General features: G+C 70.6%; 20 protein-coding genes. 16 read left to right on the top strand and 4 right to left on the bottom strand.

Going from position 1 to position 22,690, the window contains the following annotated elements; translation table 11 throughout:
* Window positions 1-269 precede the first annotated feature (269 nt).
* Together ABZX61_RS57655 and ABZX61_RS57660 are read right to left on the bottom strand one after the other, a co-directional pair.
* A complete protein-coding gene (locus tag ABZX61_RS57655) occupies window positions 270-1,007 on the bottom strand; it encodes a hypothetical protein (RefSeq protein WP_355209645.1) in 738 nt (245 codons plus the stop codon).
* Window positions 1,008-1,051: 44 nt separating this feature from the next.
* Window positions 1,052-2,305: an NAD(P)/FAD-dependent oxidoreductase gene (locus ABZX61_RS57660; protein WP_355209648.1), complete on the bottom strand. Its 1,254-nt coding sequence runs from the start codon at window positions 2,303-2,305 to the stop codon at window positions 1,052-1,054.
* A 64-nt stretch (window positions 2,306-2,369) separates the two neighbouring features.
* Between ABZX61_RS57660 and ABZX61_RS57665 the strand changes: the two genes are divergently transcribed.
* The 5 genes from ABZX61_RS57665 to ABZX61_RS57685 all read left to right on the top strand — a co-directional run bounded on the left by ABZX61_RS57665 (window position 2,370) and on the right by ABZX61_RS57685 (window position 5,227).
* Window positions 2,370-2,963, top strand: a complete 594-nt coding sequence (locus ABZX61_RS57665) for a TetR family transcriptional regulator (RefSeq protein ID WP_355209650.1) — start codon at window positions 2,370-2,372, stop codon at window positions 2,961-2,963.
* A 35-nt stretch (window positions 2,964-2,998) separates the two neighbouring features.
* On the top strand, window positions 2,999-3,268 hold the full coding sequence (locus ABZX61_RS57670) for a sulfurtransferase TusA family protein (protein ID WP_319707263.1): 270 nt from the start codon (window positions 2,999-3,001) through the stop codon (window positions 3,266-3,268).
* A gap of 68 nt (window positions 3,269-3,336) precedes the next feature.
* Window positions 3,337-4,350, top strand: coding sequence for a LacI family DNA-binding transcriptional regulator (locus tag ABZX61_RS57675; RefSeq protein WP_355209653.1), 1,014 nt, complete (start codon window positions 3,337-3,339; stop codon window positions 4,348-4,350).
* A gap of 273 nt (window positions 4,351-4,623) precedes the next feature.
* Window positions 4,624-4,974 carry a nuclear transport factor 2 family protein gene (locus ABZX61_RS57680; RefSeq protein WP_355209656.1) on the top strand — a complete coding sequence of 117 codons (351 nt, stop codon included), beginning with the start codon at window positions 4,624-4,626 and terminating at the stop codon, window positions 4,972-4,974.
* Window positions 4,975-5,011: 37 nt separating this feature from the next.
* The gene (locus tag ABZX61_RS57685; RefSeq protein WP_319707265.1) at window positions 5,012-5,227 is read left to right on the top strand and encodes a hypothetical protein; all 216 of its coding nucleotides are present in this window, start codon (window positions 5,012-5,014) and stop codon (window positions 5,225-5,227) included.
* An 87-nt stretch (window positions 5,228-5,314) separates the two neighbouring features.
* On the opposite strand, the gene ABZX61_RS57690 is transcribed toward ABZX61_RS57685, so the two are convergent.
* Window positions 5,315-5,914 carry a TetR/AcrR family transcriptional regulator gene (locus ABZX61_RS57690; protein ID WP_355209659.1) on the bottom strand — a complete coding sequence of 200 codons (600 nt, stop codon included), beginning with the start codon at window positions 5,912-5,914 and terminating at the stop codon, window positions 5,315-5,317.
* Between the two features lie 46 nt (window positions 5,915-5,960).
* On the opposite strand from ABZX61_RS57690, the gene ABZX61_RS57695 reads away from it, so the two are divergent.
* Complete coding sequence (locus tag ABZX61_RS57695) at window positions 5,961-6,899, top strand: beta-ketoacyl-ACP synthase III (protein WP_355209662.1); 939 nt, start codon at window positions 5,961-5,963, stop codon at window positions 6,897-6,899.
* Window positions 6,900-6,909: 10 nt separating this feature from the next.
* Here ABZX61_RS57695 and ABZX61_RS57700 read toward each other — a convergent pair whose 3' ends face one another.
* Window positions 6,910-7,923, bottom strand: a complete 1,014-nt coding sequence (locus ABZX61_RS57700) for a LacI family DNA-binding transcriptional regulator (protein WP_350738322.1) — start codon at window positions 7,921-7,923, stop codon at window positions 6,910-6,912.
* 110 nt (window positions 7,924-8,033) lie between these two features.
* Here ABZX61_RS57700 and ABZX61_RS57705 point away from each other — a divergent pair, with 110 nt between their 5' ends.
* From ABZX61_RS57705 to ABZX61_RS57750, 10 genes are all read left to right on the top strand, one after another.
* The gene (locus tag ABZX61_RS57705) at window positions 8,034-9,311 is read left to right on the top strand and encodes a sugar ABC transporter substrate-binding protein (protein ID WP_355209665.1); all 1,278 of its coding nucleotides are present in this window, start codon (window positions 8,034-8,036) and stop codon (window positions 9,309-9,311) included.
* Window positions 9,312-9,319: 8 nt separating this feature from the next.
* Window positions 9,320-10,222, top strand: a complete 903-nt coding sequence (locus ABZX61_RS57710; protein ID WP_350738316.1) for a sugar ABC transporter permease — start codon at window positions 9,320-9,322, stop codon at window positions 10,220-10,222.
* Window positions 10,219-10,983 carry a carbohydrate ABC transporter permease gene (locus tag ABZX61_RS57715; protein WP_350738313.1) on the top strand — a complete coding sequence of 255 codons (765 nt, stop codon included), beginning with the start codon at window positions 10,219-10,221 and terminating at the stop codon, window positions 10,981-10,983. Before ABZX61_RS57710 ends, ABZX61_RS57715 begins: the two co-directional genes overlap by 4 nt.
* Window positions 10,976-12,811: a beta-L-arabinofuranosidase domain-containing protein gene (locus ABZX61_RS57720; RefSeq protein ID WP_355209670.1), complete on the top strand. Its 1,836-nt coding sequence runs from the start codon at window positions 10,976-10,978 to the stop codon at window positions 12,809-12,811. The genes ABZX61_RS57715 and ABZX61_RS57720 overlap by 8 nt, the downstream gene beginning before the upstream one ends.
* A gap of 99 nt (window positions 12,812-12,910) precedes the next feature.
* Complete coding sequence (locus ABZX61_RS57725; protein WP_355209673.1) at window positions 12,911-16,822, top strand: Ig-like domain-containing protein; 3,912 nt, start codon at window positions 12,911-12,913, stop codon at window positions 16,820-16,822.
* A 156-nt stretch (window positions 16,823-16,978) separates the two neighbouring features.
* Window positions 16,979-19,030, top strand: coding sequence for a sensor histidine kinase (locus ABZX61_RS57730; RefSeq protein ID WP_355209676.1), 2,052 nt, complete (start codon window positions 16,979-16,981; stop codon window positions 19,028-19,030).
* Between the two features lie 54 nt (window positions 19,031-19,084).
* Window positions 19,085-19,780, top strand: coding sequence for a hypothetical protein (locus ABZX61_RS57735; protein ID WP_355209679.1), 696 nt, complete (start codon window positions 19,085-19,087; stop codon window positions 19,778-19,780).
* Window positions 19,777-20,664, top strand: coding sequence for a LysR substrate-binding domain-containing protein (locus tag ABZX61_RS57740; RefSeq protein ID WP_355209682.1), 888 nt, complete (start codon window positions 19,777-19,779; stop codon window positions 20,662-20,664). Before ABZX61_RS57735 ends, ABZX61_RS57740 begins: the two co-directional genes overlap by 4 nt.
* Window positions 20,665-20,735: 71 nt before the next feature.
* Entirely contained in the window at window positions 20,736-21,920 is a 1,185-nt protein-coding gene (locus tag ABZX61_RS57745) for a site-2 protease family protein (protein ID WP_355209683.1), read from the top strand.
* Window positions 21,921-22,025: 105 nt separating this feature from the next.
* A complete protein-coding gene (locus ABZX61_RS57750) occupies window positions 22,026-22,634 on the top strand; it encodes a dihydrofolate reductase family protein (RefSeq protein ID WP_355209686.1) in 609 nt (202 codons plus the stop codon).
* Window positions 22,635-22,690 lie beyond the last annotated feature (56 nt).

Consider the following 22,690-nt stretch of genomic DNA (forward strand, 5'->3'; position numbering starts at 1 on the left):
CCGCAGCCCCATCCCCATCCGCACTTCGGCCGAGGTCCTTGAGGGAGGGATGGGGTGGCCCGGCCTCGCCTCGCGCCCGGCCTCGCCTCGGCCGCGCTCGTGCCCGCCTTGCGCTCGCGTTGCGCCCGTCCTGTGTCCGGCTCCGGCATACGCGCGTTGCCGTGCGTACTTCGGCCGGGGTCCTTGAGGGGAGTGGTGGTGTGGCCCGGCTCGCGCCTCCGCACCTCGCGCTTGGCGGTCTGTCGACTGGGCTTCGGGTGGGGTGGGGGTCAGGGGGTGAGGTGGGAGTCGAGGAGGTCGGCGGGGAGGTGGGGGACGGTGGCTTCGGTGAACTCGGGGAGTCCCACCACCAGCCCGTCCTCCCCGACCCCCAGCCCCGCCTTGGCCGGGTGCTTGCGGATGTGCCGGGGCTCGAAGTTGTAGAAGCTGCCCGTCCCGTAGTCGATCCGTACGCTCTCCAGCGACGGCCGCGCGCTGGCCAGGCACGCCCCCATCGGCAGGCCCAGGTCGGTCGGGGAGGTCAGGGTGTGGAGGTTGCCGGCCACGACCAGCGCGGGTTCGGCGTGGGCCGCCAGCACCCGCTGCGCCATCAAGGCGTCGCGCTGCGACCAGTCGCCCGCGTGCGTCCACCCGTCGAACAACGTGACCCGCAGCCCCGGCACGGCTCGCATCACCGCGAGGTGGCCGGCGGTGATGGCGCCGCTGCCGAGCCACCAGAGCGGGTGGTCCAGCCCGGTCCCGTCGGTGAGGTAGCGGTCGAGCTGCGGCTTCAGCTCCTCGGGCCATTCCAGGGCCAGGCTGGTCAGGCCGAGCAGCCGCATGAGCCCGAGGATGACGAGCGGGTTCTCCCTGACCCCGTGCACCTCGCCGAGGAGCAGCAGCCCGCACGCGTCGAGCGACCGCCTGGCCCGGTCGAGCGCCGTCGCCTCGACGGGCAGCTCGTACGCGTCCGGATCGAACTCCGCGACCGCCAGCAGGAGGCCGTCCATCGTGTCGACGCCTGGCATGCCTCCACACTCTTCGCCCGGCCCCTCCCGCGCAACAGGCCGGGTCAGGAGAACACCTTGGCCTTCAGCGCGGGGAAGCGCTGGACCACCCGGAGGAAGACCTTGAACCCCGTCCGGCTCACCCTGCTGCCGCCGACGAACTGCTCGGCCGCGCGCATCGAGTCGCGGACGGCGGCGAAGCCGTACTCGCGCATCCGGGCCTCGTAGCCCGCGATGGCCTCAACAGGGTCGCCTCCGCTGGTGAGGGCGGCGCAGAGCAGGCGCGCGTCGCGCAGCGCGGTGTTCGCGCCGATGCCGCGCATCGGCGTCATGCTGTGGATGGCGTCGCCGAGCAGGGTGATGTTCGTGGCGGGCCAGGGGTCGATGGGGATCGAGGTACGGATCGGCAGCAGCGTGATCGTGTCGGGGTCGGACCCGCCGACCACCGTGCGCAGGTCGGGGTGCCAGGATTCGATCTTCCGGGCCACGGTGGCCTGGAGCTGCTCGCCCGACATTTCGGAAATGTTGGTGGGGAAGGCGGCGCCGGGCGCGCCGAACGCCCACAGGATGTAGCTGCTGGAGTTGTCCATCAGCGCGCCCTCCTGCTCCGTCACCCCGAACTCGCCGTACGCCACCCCGTCGCCCAGGTCGTGCGGCGCGGTGAAGAACCCCATGCCGCTGGGCGGGATGACGCTGTTAGGCCCGTCGAGCAGCCGCGGCGCCACGAGCTTCCTGGTCTCGGCGGTGATCGGGAACTTGCCCGCCACCGTCGTGATCCCCGTGTCCACCCGCTCGGCGTGCGGCAGGTACTGCTTACGCACCCGCGAGTTCCCGCCGTCGGCGGCGACCACGATGTCCGCGGTCGCGCTCGTGCCGTCCGCGAAGAACAGCTCGACCCGCCCGTCGGGGAGCCGCTCGTACCTCTCGTACGTCTTCCCGAACCGTACGACGTCGTCGAGCCCCGACAGCAGCACCTGCCTGAGCGTGATGCGGCTGGCCGAGTGGTGGTCGTCGGCCGGGTCTGCCGCCGTGGGCGCCTCGATCAGCGCGAGCCGACTCAACCGCTCGGTGATGAAGCCGAAGTCCTGCCCGCCGTGCCGCCCGGTCGTGTCGAGGAACGCCTGCCACAGATGCGCGGGCAGGCAGTCGTGCAGGGCGCGGGCGCCGTTCGGGTCGATGTGCACGCGGTAGCCCTGCAGCCGGTCGGCCGGGGTCCTGTCCCGCTCGTAGACGGTCACGTCGAGCCCTGCCTTGCGCAGCCCCTGGGTCAGGCATAGCCCGCCGATGCCGCCACCGATGATCGCGATGTTCCGTGTCATGGCTCGACTATCATCCATTCGGATGATTCTGTCAACCATCCGGATGGATGATAGAGTGCGGACCATGAGACGAGCGCCCGAAGAGAAACAGCGCGACCCCGAGCGCACGAAGGCCCGCATCCTTCAGGCGGCGCTGGAGGAGTTCGCGGCGAAGGGGTTCGCGGGGGCGCGTGTCAGCGAGATCGCCACCAGGGCCGGGGTGAACAAGCAGCTGATCTCGTACTATTTCGGCGGAAAGGAGGGCCTCTACGAGGCCCTGACCGCGCGCTGGCAGGCCGAGGAGAGCGGGTTCGCCGACCGGTCGGCCTCGCTCGGCACGCTCGCCGCCGAATACGTGCGGGCCAACGCCGCCCGCCGCGACTACGGCCGGCTGATGCTCTGGCGGAGCCTCACCGACGACGGGCCGCCCGATCCTTCCTTCGTCGAGGACGTACGCCGGGATCTGGAGCTCCTGCGCGAGCGCCAGCGGGACGGGGAGTTCCCCGCGGACCTCGACCCGGCGGCGGTGCTGGTGGCGCTGTTCTCGATGGCGGCGGCCGGCATCGCGTTCCCACAGCTCGTCCAGGCGGTGTGGGGGCGGGATCCGGCGTCGCCAGAGTTCGCCGAGCACTATGCGCGGGAGGTCGAGAAGCTCGTGGGCCACCTGCGGGGTTCGTGATGGTCCGGGGTCCGGGCGGTGGTTTCCTTGTACTCATGCCTGATCTCGTGGTGGACGGCAGCGGCAAGCTCTGCGTGCAACTGCTCATCGAACTGCGCGGTCACGTGCGCCAGGCCGGTCCCGGAGCGGTGATCCATCTCATCGCCACCGATCCCGCCGCGCCCGTCGACCTGCCTGCCTGGTGTCATCTGACCGGGCACACGTACCTGGGGCCGGTGCCGGGGGCGGAGCCGCCGACGTACGCGCTGCGCGTGGCCGGGGCCGCCAAGGAGACCGAGGACGCCAAACCCTGGCACGTGGCTTAAGCGGTTAATTCCCTTACCGAATGGGGTGGCCTAGAGTATGAGGGTTATCCGGTTCAGAGAGGGAGTCCGTGAAGCGACCCACGATCGCCGACATCGCCGGCCGGGCGGGAGTGTCCAAAGTGGCGGTCTCCTATGCGCTCAACGGGCAACCGGGCGTATCGGACGCGACGCGGGCCAGGATCGTCGCCATCGCCGAGGAGATCGGCTGGCGGCCCAACAGCGCGGCGCGAGCGCTCAACGGCGCCAGGGCCAACTGCGTGGGCCTCGCGCTCTGCCGTCCCGCCCGCATCCTGGGCGTGGAGCCGTTCTTCATGGAGCTGATCAGCGGCATCGAGGGCGTGCTCGCAGACCGCTCGTACGCGCTGCTGCTCCAGGTCGTCACGAGCCATGAGCAGGAGAGCGAGGTCTACCGGCGTTGGTGGGGCGAGAGCCGCATCGACGGCGTGTTCCTGGTCGACCTGCACTATTCGGACTCCAGAGTGGTCGAGCTGGAGCGGCTGGGGATGCCGGTCGTCGTCATCGGACATCCCACCGAGTCGGGCTCGCTGTCGGCGGTCTGGTCGGACGACGGCGAGGCCGTGCGCGAGACCGTCGGCTACCTGGTGGCGCTGGGCCACCGCCGGGTCGCGCGGGTGGCAGGGCTGCCGGAGCTGGTCCACACGACCGTCCGCGACCAGGCGTTCGAGCAGGCGTGCGAGGGCGTGGCCGAGCACGTGACCGTGCACACCGACTACACCGGCGAGGAGGGCGCCAGGGCCACCCGGCGGCTGCTCAGTTCGCCCAACCGGCCCACGGCGATCATCTACGACAACGACATCATGGCCGTGGCGGGCATGTCCGTGGCCCAGGAGATGCGGGTCGAGGTGCCGCGCGACCTGTCCATCGTGGCCTGGGACGACTCGCCGCTGTCCCAGGTCGTCCGGCCGCCGCTGACCGCGCTCACCCGCGACATCCCCGCGTACGGGGCGCACGCCGCCCAGCGGCTGCTCGCGCTGATCGCGGGCGAGACCGTGCCCCCGTACGAGGACCAGGCGGCCGTGCTCACGCCGCGCGGCAGCACCGGTCCCGCTCACTCCGTGTAGCGGCGGCCTCGGCGCGTGCCGCGGGCGGGGCGGGCGGCTGGCAGACCGCCGTGTCCCGACCCGCGGCACGTGCCGTCCCCTCCTCCGCGGCACAGCCCGGAGCCGCCATGAACTCCCCCCGGCTCCAACCCTGACGGAGTACGCGGAAGAGCGCCTGAGTACCCCTATACCTAAACGAGATGAGACCGTGACCAAGCGTAGTGCCCATGATCGGGGCTTAACGGCTGGTCAGGCGGGTAGGCGGGCGATATGACCCGCTGAGGGGGTAACACAATGGTCGAGCCGGGCCCATGGATCGAGGGGTACGTACGTGCTTGGAACTCCAATGACCCCGACGACATCGCCGCGTTGTTCACCGAGGACGCCGTCTACTACACCGAGCCGTACAGCTCTCCGTGGCAGGGGCGGGACGAGATCGTCTCGCAGTGGCTCGGGCGGCAGGACAAGCCTGGTGAGACCGAGTTCGAGTGGCATCCGGTGAACGTTGCCGACGACGTCAGTGTTATCCAGGGGGTCACGACATATCCCGACAAAACGTACAGTAATCTATGGGTGATCAGGTTTGTGCCCGATGGCCGGTGTCGTGAATTCACCGAATGGTGGATGCGGCATGATGCCAAATGATGCAATGGGCCGAGCCGTCTTCATCCGAGGAGATCCGTTGAGAGACAACCTCGACCTCGCCGCGAGCGCCCAGGAACTGGCAGACGCCGCCCCGACGGGATCGATCGACCACGCCGCAGCGTCGTCCGTGGCCATCACGCTCGCCACCACTCGTGACATCACCGATGCCAGGAAGACGCTGGACGGGGTCTCCCCGGAAGAGGTCCGGGAGGCGGCCCTGGCCCTCTTCGAACAACTGTCGACCGACGACTGACGCCTGGAACCCGGGCTCGGGCGCCGCATCCGCCGCGCCCGAGCTTTCGCATGCCCTGGGACCGGTGGGAGCCGAGCGCGCCAGAGGTCAGGTGGTGAGGCGGGTCTGGATGGCGCGGCGGGCTCGGGAGGGGGCCGCCGGGTCGTGGTGGAGCTGGAGGGCGTGGTTCAGGGCCATGACCGCGCCGAGCAGCTCGAACGCGAGCTGATCCGGATCCGTCCCCGCGGGCAGCTCGCCCGCGTCCGCCGCGCGCCCGGCCTCCTTGCGCAGCCGCCCGCGCCAGGCGTCGAACCTGGCCTTCACCGCGTCCCGCACCGGCCCCGGCCGGCCGTCGAACTCGTGGGCCGCGGCCACGAAGAAGCACCCGCCGGGGAAGACCCCGCGCTCCAGGTACGAGATCCACGCCTCGCACAGCACCCGCAGGCGGGTCAGCCCGGGTGCGGCGGGCCGGGCGGGCTCCCAGACCTCGGCGCGGAAGATCTCCCCGGCCCGGTCGAGGACGGCGAGCTGCAGCGCCTCCTTGGAACCGAAGTGCCCGAGCACTCCTGACTTGCTCATGCCCAGCTCGCCGGCGAGGCGGCCGATGGTCAGCCCTTCGAGCCCCTCCGCGGAGGCGATGGCGACCGAGCGCTCCAGGATGGCCGCACGCGTGCCGAGGGCCTCGGCGACGGATCTGCGGGGACTCATGCGGGTCAGCTTAGCGTCCGAACGGTCGGTTGCTATAGTCCGCCTCATGACAGGATCACGACTTGTCGCCACAGGTCACTATCAACCAGCAAAAATCATGACAAATGATGAGCTGGCTGCCATGGTGGACACCAGCGACGAGTGGATTACCAAGCGGGTAGGCATCCGTACCCGGCATGTGGCCGAGCCCGACGAGACCGTGACCGACCTGGCCCGGCACGCCGCCGCGAAAGCCCTGTCGGCGAGCGGCCTGGATGCCGCCGACATCGACCTCCTCCTGATCGCCACCTGCACCCAGACCGAGCGCGCCCCGAACATCGCCTCCCGCGTCGCCGCCCGGCTCGGCGTGCCCGGCGCGGGGCTGATGGACGTCGGCGTGTCGTGCTCCGGCTTCACCCACGCCCTGGCCCTCGCCGACCACGCCATCCGCGTCGGCGCGGCCACGAACGCCCTGGTCGTGGGGGCGGACAAGATGACGGCCGTCACCGACTGGACCGACCGGACCACGTGCGTGCTGACCGGCGACGGCGCTGGGGCGGCCGTGATCAGCGCGGCCCCGGAGGCCGAGATCGGTCCCGTGGTGTGGGGCTCCGCGCCGGAGCTGGGCACCGCCGTACGCATCGAGGGCACCCCGACCCGCTTCTCCCAGGACGGCCAGACCGTCTACCGCTGGGCCACCACCCAGCTCCCCGACATCGCCAGAAAGGCGTGCGAGCGCGGCGGCGTACGGCCGGAGGACCTGGCGGCGGTGGTCTTCCACCAGGCGAACCTGCGCATCATCGAGCCCGTCGCGGCCAAGCTCGGCGCGGTCAACGCGATCGTGGCGCGCGACGTGGTGGAGTCGGGCAACACCTCGGCCGCGAGCGTGCCGCTGGCGCTGTCGAAGCTGCTGGAGCGGGGTGAGGTCCGGCGCGGGGCGCCGATGCTGCTGTTCGGGTTCGGGGGGAACCTGTCGTACGCGGGCATGATCGTCCGCTGCCCCTGACGGGCCCGCCTCAGGAGACGCCCGGCGGGGAGGTGGAGTCGCGGATCACGAGCTGGCAGGGCATCTTGTGCACCCCGGGCGTCGCCTTCCCGTCGATGGCGGCGAACAGGTGCTGGGCCGCGGTGCGCCCCAGCTGCTCCAGGTTCATGTCCACGGTGGTCAGGGCGGGCCGGGTCTCCGTGGACAGCACCTCCCAGTTGTCGTAGCCGACCACCGCGATGTCCTCCGGCACCCGCCGCCCGCGTTCCCTGGCCGTCTCCACGAAGCCGGCCGCGATCTGGTCGCTGCCGCAGAACACCGCGTCGACCTCCGGCTCGGCCATCAGCAGCATCTCGGCCGCGTGCCGCCCCCACCGCTGCGACCACGGGCCCGACAGCGTCTGCCCCGCCTGCGGCAGCCCTGCCTGCGCGAGCGCCTGGCGCAGGCCCTCCTCGCGGTCGCGGGACGCCTTGTAGTGCGTGGGCCCCGTGATGTGCGCGATCCTGCGCCGGCCCATCGCCAGCAGGTGGTTGACGGCCATGGCGGCCGCGCCGACGTCGTCCGGCACGAAGGACACGTCCGACGGGTCGTCCGAGGGGCCGTAGGCGTACACGACCGGCACCGGCAGGTCCTTGCTCACCGACGGCCGCGGGCTCGTGCTCTCGCCCACCACGATCAGCCCGTCCACCCGGCGCGACAGCAGCGCCCGTACGTGGTGCTGCTCCCTGATCGCGTCGCCGCGCGCGTCGCAGAGCAGCACGGCCATCTCGCCGGCCCCGAACGCGTCCTCCGCCCCGAGGAGCACCGGAATGCCGAACCGGCCGACGCTGTCGGAGGTCAGCAGGCCGACCGTGCGCGTCTGTCCTGAGATCAGCCCCCTGGCCAGGGCGTTCGGCTGGAAGGAGAGCTCCGCCGCGGCGGCGAGCACCCGCTCGCGCGTCGCGGCCCGCACGTCCTGGCGCCCGTTGAGTGCTTTGGACGCCGTGGCGATCGAGACCCCCGCCAGCGAGGCCACATCGGAGATGGTCGCCCGCTTACTCGCCATGTTTCGAAACCCTTTTCGTCACCTGTGAACTGCATAGAACCCTAGCACCCATTGACATGGACTCTTGTTTCTTCTACGTTTCCGAAAACCTTTAAGTCCAGGAGCACAACATGAGACGAAGGCTGGCCGGGATCTCCCTCCTCGGTGTGTTAGCGCTCACAGCGGCGGCCTGCGGCAGCGGCGGCGGTGGTGGTGGGGGCAGCACGCCGTCGGCGGAGAGTCCCGTGACGATCACCATGTGGACCCGTGCGGCCACCCAGACGCAGAGCGAGCGGCTGGTCAAGGCCTACAACAGCAGTCACAAGAACATTCAGGTCAAGCTCACCGTCATCCCGACCGACAACTACCAGCCGCGCATCGCCGCGGCGGCCGGTGCCAAGCAGCTCCCCGACGTGTTCGCGGCCGACGTCATCTTCGTCCCGAACTACACCTCTCAGGGTCTGTTCATGGACATCACGGACAGGGTCGCGAAGCTGCCGTTCAAGGACGGCCTGGCCCCCTCTCACATGAAGCTCGGAACGCTCGACGGGAAGATGTACACGCTCCCGCACACGCTCGACCTGTCGGTCTGGTTCTGGAACAAGGACCTCTACCAGAAGGCCGGGCTCGACCCGGAGCAGGGGCCGAAGTCGCTGAAGGAGTTCGCCCAGCAGGCGACCACGATCCAGGAGAAGCTCGGCAAGGACGGCAAGGTCCATGGCACCTTCTTCGGCGGCAACTGCGGCGGCTGCTACGTCTTCACATTCTGGCCCTCCGTCTGGGCCGGCGGCGGCCAGGTCATGAACGCCGAGGGCACCCAGTCGCTCAACGACCAGGCCGCGATGACCGACGTGTTCAAGATCTGGCGCGACCTGTACGACAAGAAGGTCACCGGGCCGTCCGCCAAGGAGGAGCAGGGCCCGACCTGGACCGGTTTCTTCCCCAAGGGCGAGATCGGCGTCATGCCGATGCCCTCCACCACGCTCGGTCTCATGCCCAAGGACATGAAGATCGGCGTCGCCCCGATCGCCGGGCCCGACGGCGGCGAGTCCACGTTCGTGGGCGGCGACTCCGTCGGCATCTCCGCCACGTCCAAGAACCCGGACGCGGCCTGGGACTTCCTGTCCTGGACGGTCTCCGACGACGCCCAGGTCGAGGTCATGGCCAAGAACAAGGACGTGCTCGCGCGTACCGACCTGGCCAGCAACAAGTACTCCGCTGAGGACCCGCGCGTGGTGCTGATCAACTCGCTGGTGGCCAAGGGCCAGACGCCGTACGCGCTGCGCTTCGGCCAGACCTTCAACGACCCGCAGGGTCCGTGGCTGCGCTACGCGCGCGAGGCCGTGTTCGGTGACGCCTCGAAGCTCCCGCAGCTCAACGCCGAGATCACGAAGTCACTTCAACAATGACTCTGACGATGAACCGAACCGGGCGGCGGGCGGCGCACTCCGCGCCTTCCGCCCGGTGGCGGAGCAGGAAGGTACAGGGCTGGCTGTACACGGCTCCGACGGCCGTCATCGTGGGCGTGCTCTTCATCGCGCCCCTCGTGCTGGTCGTCTGGATGTCACTGAACCGCTGGCCCCTGCTCGGTCAGGCCACGTTCAACGCCCCCGACAACTACCTCAAGATCGGCGACAACCCGCTCTTCATCGACGCGATCCTCTTCACGCTCAAGTACACGGCCATCACGACCGTCCTGCTGTCGGCCGTGGCGCTCGGACTCGCCATGCTGGTGCAGGACCGCAAGCCGGGCATCGGCTTCTTCAGGACCGCGTTCTTCCTGCCCGGCGCCGTGGGTTTCGCCGCCGCCGGTCTGCTCTTCTACGGGATGCTGAACAACGACTTCGGCCCCATCGACCCCCTGCTCCAGGCGCTGCACATCACCAGCGAGCCGGTCAAGTGGATCGGCACGCCGAACATGGCGCTGTTCTCCACGATCACCCTGGTGCTGTGGCGCTTCGCCGGGTTCAACATGCTCATCCTGCTGACCGGCCTGCAGGCCATCCCGACCGAGGTGTACGAGGCCGCGAGGAGCGACGGCGCCAACCGCTGGCAGATCTTCACCAAGATCACGCTCCCGCTGCTGCGCCCGACGCTGGCGCTGATGCTGATCCTCAGCGTCACCGGCTCGCTGCTGGCCTTCGACCAGTTCTTCGTCTTCACCAACGGCGGCCCCGACAACAGCACGGTCTCGATGGTCATGGTCGTCTACCGCGACGCGTTCTTCCGCTTCGACCTCGGCGGCGCGGCGGCGCTCTCGGTCGTCCTGCTGGTCGCCCTCGTCGGGCTCAACACGCTGATGATGCGGAGGCTGCGATGAGCCGTTACCTCACGCTGTCCGCCCTGGCGGTGCTGTTCCTGTTTCCCCTGGTGTGGAGCGGCTACGCCTCGTTCGAGGAGCCGGGCAACTACCTGGAGATGGCCCGCTTCGGCGAGGGGCTCGGCACGTACGCGACCAACAGCGTGCTCGTCTCGGTGATGACGGTGGCGGGCACGCTGGTCGTCTCCGCGCTCGGCGGCTACGGTTTCGCCCGTTTCGACTTCCCCGGCAAGAACCTGCTGTTCCTGGCCACGCTGGCGATCCTCATGGTGCCGTACGCGACGATCCTGATCCCGCTCTACGTGCTGCTCGGCTACCTCGGCCTGCAGAACTCCCTGGTCGGGCTCTCGCTGGTGTTCGTCATGTTCCAGCTGCCGTTCGCGCTGTTCATGATGCGCAACGCGTTCGAGGCGCTGCCGCGCGAGCTGGAGGAGGCCGCGCTGGTGGACGGCTGCGGCACGTTCAGGGCGTTCGCCAGGATCCTGCTGCACGCCGTGCGGCCCGCGCTGATCACGGTGGGCCTGTTCGCCTTCCTGGCGTCGTGGAACGACTTCTTCGCGCCGCTCATCCTGCTCAACGACGGCGCGTCGTTCACCCTGCCGGTGGCCGTGGTCAGCATGACGCAGCAGACGTTCGGCGCCATCGACTACGGCATGCTCCAGGCCGGCGTCATGGTCATGGCCTTCCCCTGTCTCATCCTCTTCATCGTGCTGCAGCGCCACTACGTGCGCGGATTCATGTCAGGAGCTCTGCGTGGCTAACCCTGTCCTGCCCTCATCGGGCGCCCTGTCCCCCCTCGGCCTCGACGCGGTACGGCTGCTCCCCGGCTTCTGGGGCGACCGGGCCGCGCTCAACCGCGAGGTCACGATCGCCCACTGCCAGGAATGGGAAGAGCGAGAAGGCTGGATCGGCAACTTCCGGGGCGAGCGGCCCCGCCGGGGGCGGGAGTTCAGCGACTCCGAGATCTACAAGCTGCTGGAGGCCATGGCCTGGGCCGACCACCCGGCGCTGCCCGAGCTGGCCGCGATCGTGGCCCAGGCCCAGGAGGGCGACGGCTACATCAACACCCGCTGGTCCGGCAGCCGCTACACCGACTTCGAGTGGGGCCACGAGCTCTACTGCTACGGGCACCTGATCCAGGCCGGGGTCGCCCGCCTGCGCATGCACGGCGAGGACCAGCTCACCCGGGTCGTGATCAAGGCCGCCGACCACGTGTGCCGCCGCTTCATGGAGGGCACCCAGACCTGCGGCCACCCGGTGATCGAGATGGCCCTCGTCGAGCTCTACCGCGTGACCGGCACCGAGCGCTATCTGGAGATGGCCCGCCGCTTCGTCGAGCGCCGCGGCCTGCCCGCGCTCGCCGACATCCCCTTCGGCCGCATCTACTACCAGGACGACATCCCGGTCAGGCAGGCCCAGGTGTTCCGCGGGCACGCGGTGCGCGCGCTCTATCTCGCCTCCGGCGTGGTGGACGTGGCGGTCGAGACCGGCGACCAGGAGCTGCTGAAGGCGATCGAGTCCCAGTGGGAGCGCACGGTGGCCCGGCGTACCCACCTGACCGGCGGCATGGGCTCGAGGCATGCCGACGAGTCGTACGGCGAGGACTACGAGCTGCCGCCGGACCGGGCCTACAACGAGACCTGCGCGAGCATCGCCTCCGTCATGCTGGCGCACCGGCTGCTGCTGGCCACGGGCGATGCCCGCTACGCCGACCTCGCCGAGCGCACCCTGTACAACATGCTCGCCACGGGGGTGGCGCTGGACGGCAAGTCGTTCTTCTACGCCAACCCGCTGCAGGTGCGGGTGCCGGCGGTGCCGTTGGAGGGGGTCAACCACGCCGCGGAGGGCGGGCTGCGCTCGCCCTGGTTCGACGTGTCCTGCTGCCCGAACAACATCGCCCGCACGATGGCCTCGCTGGCCGCGTACGTGGCCACGACCACCGCGGACGGGATCCAGATCCACCACCACACGCCGTCGGAGATCCGGCACGACGGCCTGGCGGTACGCGTGGAGACCGGCTACCCGTGGACCGGCTCGGTGAGCGTGCGGGTGCTGGAGGGCGGCGAGGGCCGGATCGGGCTGCGCGTCCCCGCCTGGGCCACGGACGCCACGCTCGCCCACGTCCCGGCGTCCTCGCCGGAGGCGCCGCTGGCGGAGAGCCCGGCGGTGCGCCCGGTGGATCCCGGTTACGCCTACGTCGAGGGGCCGTGGCGGGCCGGTGACGAGATCCGGCTGGAGCTGCCGATGGCGCCCAGGTGGACGTTGCCCGATCGGCGGATCGACGCGCTGCGGGGGAGCGCGGCGGTGGAGCGGGGGCCGCTGGTCTACTGCGCCGAGTCGGTGGCCGACGAGCCGGCGCTGGGGGACCTGACCGCGCGGGTCCAGCCGCCCGTGGAGCACCACGAGGCGGACGGCGTGGTGGAGCTGGAGGTGGAGGCGTCGCTGGGCGCCGGCGCCGGCAACGGCTGGCCGTACGCGCCCGCCTCCGACGGGCAGGCGGGTGGCGCCGACGTCAGGCTCCGGCTCGTGCCCTACCACCGGTGGGGCAACCGCGGCCCCGCGACCATGCGTGTCTGGCTACCGATCTAGGAGAGGCAAGTGCGTAAACCGTTGGTGTGCTTGGCTGTGTTAACGCTCACAGCTTCGCTTGCCGCGTCACCTTCGTACGCCGCCCAGGACGACCTGGGGATGCCGGTGTTCACGGGCGCAGACCCGGTGCCCGCCGAACCCGTGGCGTACCACCCCCGCAAGATGATGGAGGAGATCTACAAGAAGGAGAAGGGCGGCGACTCGTACTGGATCGACCGCATGCTGGCCCGCCCCGGCGACGATCCGGCGGGCCCGTGGTTGATGACGCGCGGGCGGGCGCTGTTCATGAAGGAGCACGATCCCTCGGTCATCGGCTTCGGTGGGTTCGTGGCGTATTGGGAGAGCATCGACAACCGCGGCGCGTACGAGGTCTCGCTGGGCACCCAGCTCGCCGAGGACGTCTCCAAGCGCCTGCAGATGCCCAGCCACTGGACCGGGCAGTACACGGGTGACGGCCTGTCGGTCGGGGTGAAGAAGTTCATCACCCACGAGAACGTGGCCGTGACGACGCTGGAGATCACCAACACCGGGTCCGCGGCGCGCTCCGTGCCGATCACCGTGACCTCGCCGTACACCAGGACGCCCGACGGCGACCGCGAGCTGACCGGGACCGTCTGGGCCAAGAACAAGCTGACCACGATCTTCCCCCGGCTCAGCGGTGACGGGCTGAAGGTCTCCGACGGCACGCTCAAGGGCTCGCTGACGGTCGAGCCGGGCAAGACCGTGCGGACCAAGGTGCAGATGGGCTTCGTCACCGACGAGCTGCCCGGGTCGCGGGCCGAGTACGACGGCTACAAGGGCCGCTCGCCGCAGGACGCGCTGCGGCGCCAGCTCCAGGACTACAACGCCTGGTGGGCCGAGAACCTGCCCTACATCGACGTGCCCGACGAGAACATCAAGAAGTTCGTGTACTACCGCTGGTGGCTCATGCGCTTCAACTTCCTCGACGCCGACATCCCCGGGAACGACTTCCAGTTCCCCACGTCGGTCGAGGGGGCGCTGGGCTACAACAACGCGATCGTGCTGACCGTGCCGATGTTCGTGCAGGACCTGAAGTACCTGCGGGACCCGATCTACTCGTACGGGCCGTGGGTGTCGGCGGGCGAGGTCTCGCGCAACTCCAAGTACACCGACAACCCGGGCGACCCCGAGAACTGGTCGAACAGCTACACGCAGTACATCTCGGCCTCGGCCCTGGAGAGCTACCAGATCCACGGCGGCCAGCCGTCGATCCTGCGCAACCTGGCCCGCTACGCCGAGAAGGACGTGTACGGGCAGCTCGACGCCTATGACTCCAACAAGAACGGGGTCATCGAGTACGACCGGGAGTACATGACCGGCAACGACGCCGACGCGGTGTCGTTCCACTACTACGGGCGGGCGAACGAGCGGCTCGAAGGCGCGTACGTGTACGCCAACGCGATGGCGGCGGCGCAGGCGTACGAGCTGACCGGCGACCTCGCCAAGGCGGCCGAGATGCGCGGGGTGGCCGACAAGGTCAAGAACGGCATCCTCACGCTGCTCTGGGACGAGCAGAACAAGCTGTTCAAGCACCGCGACCTCCAGACGGGCAACCTGATCCCGTGGAAGGAGTCCAACAACTACATCCCGTACGCCACCGGGCTCGTGCCGACGGACGACCCGAAGTACCGGGAGGCGCTGCGCCTGTGGACCGACCCGGCGGAATATCCGATCTTCCCGGCGTACACCGCCAACCAGAAGGACAAGGCGGAGGCCGCGGCAGCCGGTAACCCCGGCTCCAACAACTTCTCGCAGATCAACTCCACCCGGAACTTCGCGCTGTTCTCCAAGGCGCTGCGGCAGTACGCCTCGCCGTACATCACCGCCGACCAGTACAAGCAGCTCCTGTACTGGAACGCCTGGTCGCAGTACGTCGGCGGCGACACCCGCTACCCCGACGCCAACGAGTTCTGGGCCGACTGGAACCAGAGCACCAAGTCCATCGGTTACCGCTCCTGGATCCACCACACGATCCTGGGCAGCAGCAACTGGACCGTCATCGAGGACGTCATGGGCCTGCGCCCGCGTTCGGACGGCAAGGTCGAGCTCTGGCCGGTGGACATCGGCTGGGACCACTTCAGCGTCAACGGCATCAACTACCGGGGCCGTGACCTGACCATCGTCTGGGACAAGCCGGGCGACGGCACCAAGCACTACGCCGGGGTGCCCGAGGGGTACTCGATCCTGATCGACGGCAAGCGCAAGGTCACCCTGTCGGGGCTGGCGCACGCCGTCTGGGACCCGGCCACGGGCAAGGTCGAGGGCGGTCAGGTCGTGTACGCCGAGAAGGCCACCTCCATGAAGGCCCCCGCCCAGGTCGAGCTGACGGGCGACCGCGTCGAGGACCTGTTCCAGAAGGCCGGCGTGGACCTGCGCTCCACCCGCCCGAACCTGGTCAAGTCCGCCACCGCCTCCCACGGCGACCCGGCCGGCGCGGTGGACGGCTTCACGATCAACGAGCCGTACTGGGGCAGCAAGGGCTCCGGCGACGCTCAGGACTGGCTGGCGGCGGACCTCGGCTCGGCCCAGAAGGTCGACCAGGTCAAGCTGTACTTCTCCAACGACCGCAAGGCGGGCGGCTACCGCGAGCCCGCCTTCTACACGGTGCAGTACCAGGACGGCGACACCTGGAAGGACGTGCCGGGCCAGGCCAGGAAACCGGCCCACCCGCGGGCGAACCTCAACGTGGTCCGCTTCCCGGCGGTCACGACGCAGAAGCTGCGGGTGCTGGTCACGCACCAGCCCGGTTACGCGACGGGGCTGAAGGAGGTGCAGGCGTACCTGACGGGCGCCGGCGCCGGCCCGGTCGCGAACAAGGCGCCGTCCGTGGTGGTCGTGCCCGATCCCACGTTCAGCCGCCCGGGCCAGGCCAGGTTCGACGCGGTGGTCAAGGACGACGCGTTGCCGTCGGGCAAGCTCACGACCCAGTGGACCAAGGTCGACGGGCCGGGCGAAGCGTTCTTCACCAACCCGACGGGCACCGACACGGTGGTCTCGTTCTCCGAGGCGGGCGCGTACCGGCTGAAGCTCACGGCCACGGACGGCGAGAAGAGCAGCTCCACGACCGTGACCGTGACCGCGACGCCCCAGGCCGCGCAGGTGAACGTGGCGCCCAAGGCCACGCCCACGGCCTCCTACACCTCGCCGTGGGAGAAGGTCACCGCGATCAACGACGGCATCGACCCGCCGCGCTCCAACGACGGCGCCAACCCGCGCTGGGGCACCTGGCCGCAGCAGGGCACGCAGTGGGTGCAGCTCGAATGGCCGTCGGCGGTGCGGGTCAACAAGAGCGACGTGTACTTCTTCGACGACGGCGGCGGCGTGCGCGTCCCCGCCTCGTGGAAGATCCAGTACTGGGACGGCGACTCGTTCGAGGACGTCACCGGCGCAGCCTCCTACCCGACGGCGGCGGACGCCTACAACACGGTCGCGTTCGACACCGTGACGACCTCGAAGCTGCGCGTCCAGCTCGAGGCCGGCGGGGCGTCGGTCGGCCTGCTGGAGGTCAAGGCGTACGAGGTCCCGCCGGACTCCGTGCGCCCCGTGCACATCCCCACCCTGGCCGGCACGCTGCCGAAGCTGCCCGCCACCGTGGAGACCCTCTACGCGGACGGCACCCGCAGCTCGGCCGCCGTCACCTGGCAGCAGGTGACGCCCGACCAGGTCAAGACCGGCGGCACCAGCTTCACGGTCGTCGGCCTGGCCGAGGGCGTGCGCCAGCCCGCCCAGGCCACCGTGTACGTCCGCACGACCGCGGCGGTGACGATCACCTCGATCGCCGAGGAGGCCGTCGCCACCCGGGCCGGGGTCGCTCCCTCGCTGCCCAGGACCGTCGTGGCGACGTACAACGACGGGTCGAAGGACGGCTCCGTCGAGGTCACCTGGGAGGCGATCAGCCCTGACAAGTACGCCCAGCCGGGCACGTTCACGGTGAACGGTCAGGTGGCGGGCACGACGGTCGCCGCCAAGGCCACGGTTACCGTCGGGTAGCACCGATGCTCCCTGCCCTGGCTCAGCGGCGATCGCGGGCCAGGGCAGGGCCCCGCGGATAACGTCCCGGAAACGCCGTACGGATTCATCCCGATTAAGGGGTCATAATCCTCTTCTACGGGAGGCGTGCCGGGGATCGGAGAGGCGGAGCGCGGGATGGCTGGGGGATTCGCCGAGGTCGCCGATGACGAGAAGCCGGGACGGGGGGTGAGAGTCGCCTCCGTGATCATGGCGGTGGTGTCGCCGGCGCTCACCGTGGTCGCGCTGCTGATCTGGGCCGGACTGCCCGAGGCGTGGACGCCCGAGCGGACGGTGTCCCCGCAGACGGCCGCCGCGCTGACGTTCCCCGCGGTCGGCGCGTTCCTCATCTTCCACCGGCCCCGCCTCAACCTGGCGTGGCTGATGTGCGCGGGCGGCCTGGCCGCCGCCGTCAGCGACTTCGCGCAGGCGATGATGTTCCACGCCGCCGCCGGCGGCGACCTCGTCCTCGCGGGCTACCTGCGGCTGCCGGGCCACCTCGGCTGGGCGGTATGCGGAGTGACGCTCACGATGGTGCTGCCGCTGTACTCGCCCGACGGCCGGCTGCCCTCGCCGCGCTGGCGCCTGGCCCTGGCGCTGGGCGCGGCCTCCATCACGGCCGACTTCCTGCGCGCCGTGTTCCGCGTGCCGGGGCCCGTCGAGGCGTACCCGTACCCCCAGGTCATCCCGAACCCGCTGCAGATCCCCGCGCTGGCCCCGTACGCGCCGACGGTCTCGACGATCGCCTGGACGGGCATCTACGTCGCCATGGCGCTGTCGGCGCTGTCGCTGACGGTGCGGTTGCGGCACGCGGACTCCGTCACCAGGCGGCAGATCGGCTGGCCGCTGCTGGCGTTCGCCGGCTACATCGTGTTCCTGGTCGTGGCCGCGTTCGTGCCCGCGCTCACGTGGATCGCGTTCGGCTGGGCGGCGATCATCCCGGTCGCGATGGCGTTCTCGGTGATGCGGTACCGGCTCTACGGCATCGACACGGTGATCAGCCGGGCGTTCGTGGCCGCCGGCGTGGTGGCCGTGGTCAGCGCCGTCTACTTCGGCGCGGGCGCGCTGTCCGGCCTGCTCGTGTCCGGGTACGGCCAGGTGGCCGGGATCGCCGCCGCGCTGTTCGCGGGCGCCTTCTTCCAGCCGCTGCGGCGGGCGCTGCAGCAGGCCGTGGACCGGCTCCTGTACGGCGCCGTCGGCGACCCCGGCGTGCTGGCCGAGCGCCTGACCCAGGCGGTCCGGCGCGGCGACCCGGCCAAGGCGCTGACCTCGGTGGTGAGCGTGCTGCGCGACGGCCTGGCGGTCGAGGGCGTGGCCGTGGAGGTGGCCGACGGCGAGCCCCGCTACGTGGAGAACGGCCGGGTGGGCCCGATTCCCCGCGAGGTGCCGCTGGTCTGGCACGGGGAGCGGGTCGGCCGCCTGCTCGTCGGCCCGCCGGGCCCGCGCCGCTTCCCCGCCGCGCACAACGAGCGGGTGCTGGCCACGCTCACCCCGTACGCCGCGGACGTGGCCCACGCGGTGCGGATGGCGGCGGACCTGCAACGTTCCAGGGAGCGCATCCTGACGACCAGGGAGGAGGAGCGCCGCCGCCTGCGCCGCGACCTGCACGACGGGCTCGGCCAGACGCTCTCGGCCATGGCGATGACCATCAACATGGCCAGGCTCAGCCTCAAGAAGTCCCCGGAGGCCGCCGACGAGCTGCTGCGGGAGCTGCACACGGGCATGGGCGCGGTCACGGGGGACATCCGCGAGCTCGTGTACGGCCTGCGCCCGCCCGCCCTCGACGACCTGGGCCTGGTCCGCGCGATCGGCGACCTGGCCGGGCAGTCTGCGCCGCCGGCGGAGGTCGAGGTGCAGGGCGAGCTGTCGGAGCTGCCCGCGGCCGTCGAGGTGGCGGTCTACCGGATCATCCAGGAGGCGCTCACCAACGTCCGGCGGCACGCCCAGGCGTCCAGCTGCCGGATCGTCCTGCAGCGGGAGCGGTCGGTGCTGCGCGTGCTGATCGCCGACGACGGCAAGGGGCTGCCCGAGGAGCATCGCGCGGGCGTGGGGCTCGGGTCGATGCGCGAGCGGGCGGCGGAGCTGGGCGGGATCTGCGTGGTCGGCGGGGAGCCCGGGGCCGGGACGCGCGTGGAGGTCATGCTGCCGCTCCTGACCGCGCCGCCGGCTGACATGAGCGTTCACTCATGACGTTTGCGCAGCTCAGTATTGGTGTTCATGCCTTGGCCCCCGCATAGTGGGCGCATGAAGTCCTCGCTGAGGGTCGCGGTCGTCGGGGACCGCGACAAGACGTTCGTCCCGCACGTGGCCACCGACGACGCGCTGGGCCACGCCGCCGATCACCTGGGAATCACGGTCGAGGTCCGCTGGCTGGCCACCGAGCCGCTCGAATCCGACCTGTCCGGCGTGCGGGCCGCCGACGTGCTGTGGTGCGCCCCTGGGAGCCCGTACCGCAGCCTGCGCGGCGCGCTGGCCGCGCTCCGGCACGGTCGCGAGCACGGCGTGCCCACCCTGGGGACGTGCGGCGGCAGCCAGCACATGGTGATCGAGTACGCCCGCCACGTGCTCGGGTTCGAGGACGCGCAGCACGCCGAGTACGACCCGTACGCGTCCAACCTGTTCATTTCCGAGCTGACCTGCTCCCTCGCGGGCCGGACCATGCCGGTCACGCTCACGCCGGGCTCCACGGTGGCGGCCCTGTACGGCGAGAGCGAGGTGAAGGAGCAGTACTACTGCAATTTCGGCCTCAACCCGGCCCACCAGAGCGCCCTGCACGAGGGCGGCCTGCGCGTGACGGGCGTGGACGACAGCGGCGAGGCCCGGGTGCTGGAGCTGCCCGGCCACCCGTTCTACCTGGCCACGCTCTTCGTGCCGCAGACGAGATCGCTGCCCGGACGGCCGCACCCGCTGGTCGTGGGGTTGCTGCGCGCGGCGCTATGACGTTCACGCAGCTCAGGATCCTGCTGGCGGTCGCGCGTACCGGCAACATGACCCGCGCGGCCGAGGAGCTCAACACCACGCAATCCGCGGTCAGCCACGCCCTGCGCGGCCTGGAGAGCGAGCTCGGCCTCTCCCTGCTCGTCAGGGGGAGCCACGGGGTGCGCCTGACCAGCGCCGGGCGGGCCGTCCGCCGCCGCGCCACGCTCATCCTCACCCAGCTCGAAGCGCTGGAGCAGGAGGTGGCCGCGGCGCGCGGGGCGGACACCGGCAGCCTGCGCGTGGGCGTCATCCCCAGCGCCAACGCGCGCCTGCTGCCGCGGATCCTGCGGCTTTACGGTGAGTCGCACCCGCGCGTGCGGCTCACCGTGATCGAGGGGTCGGACGGGGAGGTGCTCGACTGGCTCCGGACCGGGGCCGCCGACGTCGGCACCCTCACGGCCGGCGCCGTGCCCGCTGACATGGCCGCCGACGTGGCGGGGCTGGTCACGCGCCCGCTGGCCACCGACCGGATGCTGGCCGTCCTGCCCAGCGGTCACGCGCTGGCCGAACGTGCTTCCGTGCCGGTCGCCGAGTTGGCCAGGCACCCGTTCATCATGTCGACGGGCGGCTGCGAGCCGCTGATCACGGCCCTGGCGCGGGCGGCGGGGACGAGCCTGCGCTGCCACTACCGCGTCCGCGACACCGGCAGCATCCTCGCCATGGTCGCCGAGGGGCTCGGCGTGACCGTCGTCCCCGAGCTGTCGCTGCCCGCCCACCACCCGGGCGTCCACGCGGTCCCTCTCGAACCGGCCTCCGAGCGCACCATCCTGCTGGCCCTCCCGGCCGACCCGCTCCCCGCGGCCACCGCGTTCGCCGAGCTGGCGGGGCTGCTCGGCACTTCCTGAACATGGCTTGAGCTGCGGTTTTGCGGGCAGGTTGCACTTGAGCGAACAAATCAAGCCGCAGGGGAGGCGAGATGCGTTCATCCATCCCTCTGGGCCGCATCGGGGGCGTGCGGGTAGGGCTCAACATCAGCGTGCTGGTGATCGTCGCGATCCTGGTGTTCGGGCTGGGCTTCGGACGGTTCCCCGCGGTCTTCCCCGGCTACCCGCGGGCCGCGTACGTGCTGGCCGGGCTGGCGGCGGCGGTGCTGTTCATGGCCTCGCTGCTCGCGCACGAGCTGGCGCACGCGCTCATGGCCCGGCACGAGGGCGTCGAGGTGTCGCGGATCACGCTCTGGCTGCTGGGCGGGGTCGCGGAGCTGCGCGGCGAGCCCCGGTCGCCGGGCGCCGATCTGAAGATCGCCGTGGTGGGGCCCGCGACGAGCCTGCTGGCCGGCGTGGTGTTCGGGGCGATCGCCTTCCTGGTCTCCGGGGCGGCGCTGCTGGGCGGCATGTTCGCCTACCTGGCCGGGGTGAACGTGCTCCTCGCCATCTTCAACCTGGTCCCGGCCGCCCCGCTGGACGGCGGGCGGGTGCTGCGGGCGATCCTGTGGGCGCGGTGGCACGACCGGGCGCGGGCGGCGATCGCCGCGGCCCGGGCCGGGCGCTGGTTCGGATATGTGCTCATCGCGATCGGCTTCCTGCAGGTGGTCACCGGGCGCAGCTTCGACGGGCTGTGGCTGGCGCTGATCGGCCTCTTCCTGGTGAACGCCGCCAGCGCCGAGGAGCAGCAGACCCGGCTCGGCACCGCGCTGCACGGGGTCCGCGTCGCGGACGCGATGTCGGGGCACCCCGTGGTCGCCTCGCCGGACGAGACCGTGTCCGGCCTCATCGACCGGGTCGTGATGCGGCACCGGCTGTCCACGTATCCGCTGGTCGCCGCGGACGGGACCTTCGCCGGCCTGGTGACGCTCAACCGGATCCGCCGGGTCGAGCCGGAGCACCGGAACACGACCCGGCTCGCCGACATCGCCTGCCCACCGGAGGAGGTGCCGCTGGCCCGGCCCGACGAGCCGCTGACCGACCTGCTGGCCAGGATGGAGGGGAGCGCCGACGGGCGCGCGGTCGTGCTCGACCCGGCCGGGCGGCTGATCGGCCTGCTCACCCCCACCGACATCAGCCGGACCATCCAGATGGCGGACCTGCGCGCCACGCTGTCGGGGCCGCGCGGCGCCGATCTCGCCCCGCCGTACCACGGCCACCACCGCGACGCCGCGTAGGCCTTAGGGAAGCCGTAAGGAATCCTTAAACGCTGTCCGCCAGGCTGAAGCCACAGAAGGACGGCAGGGCCCGCAAGGCCCTCACGGCGAGATGGAGTGGCGACAATGGCGAGCAAGCTGGTGGTTTCGACCTTCCTGTCCCTTGACGGCATCATGCAGGGCCCCGGCGGACCCGGCGAGGACGACTCCAACGACTTCCCGCACGGTGGCTGGCTGCCGCCGTACGTGGACGAGGGGTTCGGCCGCATCATGGGCGAGCAGCTCGATCGGGCGGACGGCATGCTCCTGGGCCGCCGGTCGTACGACATCCTTTCGTCGTACTGGCCGGACGTGCCCGACGAGGAGGGCGGCGCCAAGATCAACGGCATGCCGAAGTACGTCACCACGAGGACGCCGATGACCGCCGAATGGCGCAACACGCGGGTCCTGGTGGGTGAGGCGGCCGAGACGGTGGCCGAGCTCAAGAAGAGCACCGACGGCGAGATCCTCGTCCAGGGCAGCAGCGACCTTCTCCGCACGCTGCAGCGGGCCGAGCTGATCGACGAGTACCGCCTGCTGGTCTTCCCCGTCATCCTCGGCGAGGGCAAGCGGCTCTTCGCCGAGGGGACCGCTCCGGCCGGGCTGAAGCTCACCGGATCGACCGCCACCGACGCCGGCGTCGTGTACGTCACGTACGAGTGGGCCGGCAAGCCCTCCTACGGCGCAGTCGCATAGCGCGGCAACATAGTGCGGCTTTGACGCATTTTGATATGTTCCTGATGGGTGTGCCG

The sequence above is a fragment of the Nonomuraea sp. NPDC003709 genome, assembly GCF_040610775.1.
Lineage (GTDB): Bacteria > Actinomycetota > Actinomycetes > Streptosporangiales > Streptosporangiaceae > Nonomuraea > Nonomuraea angiospora_A.

Bases quoted from the DNA above. Each gene is read 5' to 3' on its own strand.
- ABZX61_RS57715 (WP_350738313.1), top strand. From the start codon at position 10,219: ATGAGCCGTTACCTCACGCTGTCCGCCCTGGCGGTGCTGTTCCTGTTT.
- ABZX61_RS57710 (WP_350738316.1), top strand. From the start codon at position 9,320: ATGAACCGAACCGGGCGGCGGGCGGCGCACTCCGCGCCTTCCGCCCGG.
- ABZX61_RS57705 (WP_355209665.1), top strand. From the start codon at position 8,034: ATGAGACGAAGGCTGGCCGGGATCTCCCTCCTCGGTGTGTTAGCGCTC.
- ABZX61_RS57690 (WP_355209659.1), bottom strand. From the start codon at position 5,914: ATGAGTCCCCGCAGATCCGTCGCCGAGGCCCTCGGCACGCGTGCGGCC.
- ABZX61_RS57670 (WP_319707263.1), top strand. From the start codon at position 2,999: ATGCCTGATCTCGTGGTGGACGGCAGCGGCAAGCTCTGCGTGCAACTG.
- ABZX61_RS57750 (WP_355209686.1), top strand. From the start codon at position 22,026: ATGGCGAGCAAGCTGGTGGTTTCGACCTTCCTGTCCCTTGACGGCATC.
- ABZX61_RS57730 (WP_355209676.1), top strand. From the start codon at position 16,979: ATGGCTGGGGGATTCGCCGAGGTCGCCGATGACGAGAAGCCGGGACGG.
- ABZX61_RS57655 (WP_355209645.1), bottom strand. From the start codon at position 1,007: ATGCCAGGCGTCGACACGATGGACGGCCTCCTGCTGGCGGTCGCGGAG.
- ABZX61_RS57740 (WP_355209682.1), top strand. From the start codon at position 19,777: ATGACGTTCACGCAGCTCAGGATCCTGCTGGCGGTCGCGCGTACCGGC.
- ABZX61_RS57700 (WP_350738322.1), bottom strand. From the start codon at position 7,923: ATGGCGAGTAAGCGGGCGACCATCTCCGATGTGGCCTCGCTGGCGGGG.
- ABZX61_RS57695 (WP_355209662.1), top strand. From the start codon at position 5,961: ATGACAGGATCACGACTTGTCGCCACAGGTCACTATCAACCAGCAAAA.
- ABZX61_RS57660 (WP_355209648.1), bottom strand. From the start codon at position 2,305: ATGACACGGAACATCGCGATCATCGGTGGCGGCATCGGCGGGCTATGC.
- ABZX61_RS57735 (WP_355209679.1), top strand. From the start codon at position 19,085: ATGAAGTCCTCGCTGAGGGTCGCGGTCGTCGGGGACCGCGACAAGACG.
- ABZX61_RS57725 (WP_355209673.1), top strand. From the start codon at position 12,911: ATGCCGGTGTTCACGGGCGCAGACCCGGTGCCCGCCGAACCCGTGGCG.
- ABZX61_RS57665 (WP_355209650.1), top strand. From the start codon at position 2,370: ATGAGACGAGCGCCCGAAGAGAAACAGCGCGACCCCGAGCGCACGAAG.
- ABZX61_RS57745 (WP_355209683.1), top strand. From the start codon at position 20,736: ATGCGTTCATCCATCCCTCTGGGCCGCATCGGGGGCGTGCGGGTAGGG.
- ABZX61_RS57680 (WP_355209656.1), top strand. From the start codon at position 4,624: ATGGTCGAGCCGGGCCCATGGATCGAGGGGTACGTACGTGCTTGGAAC.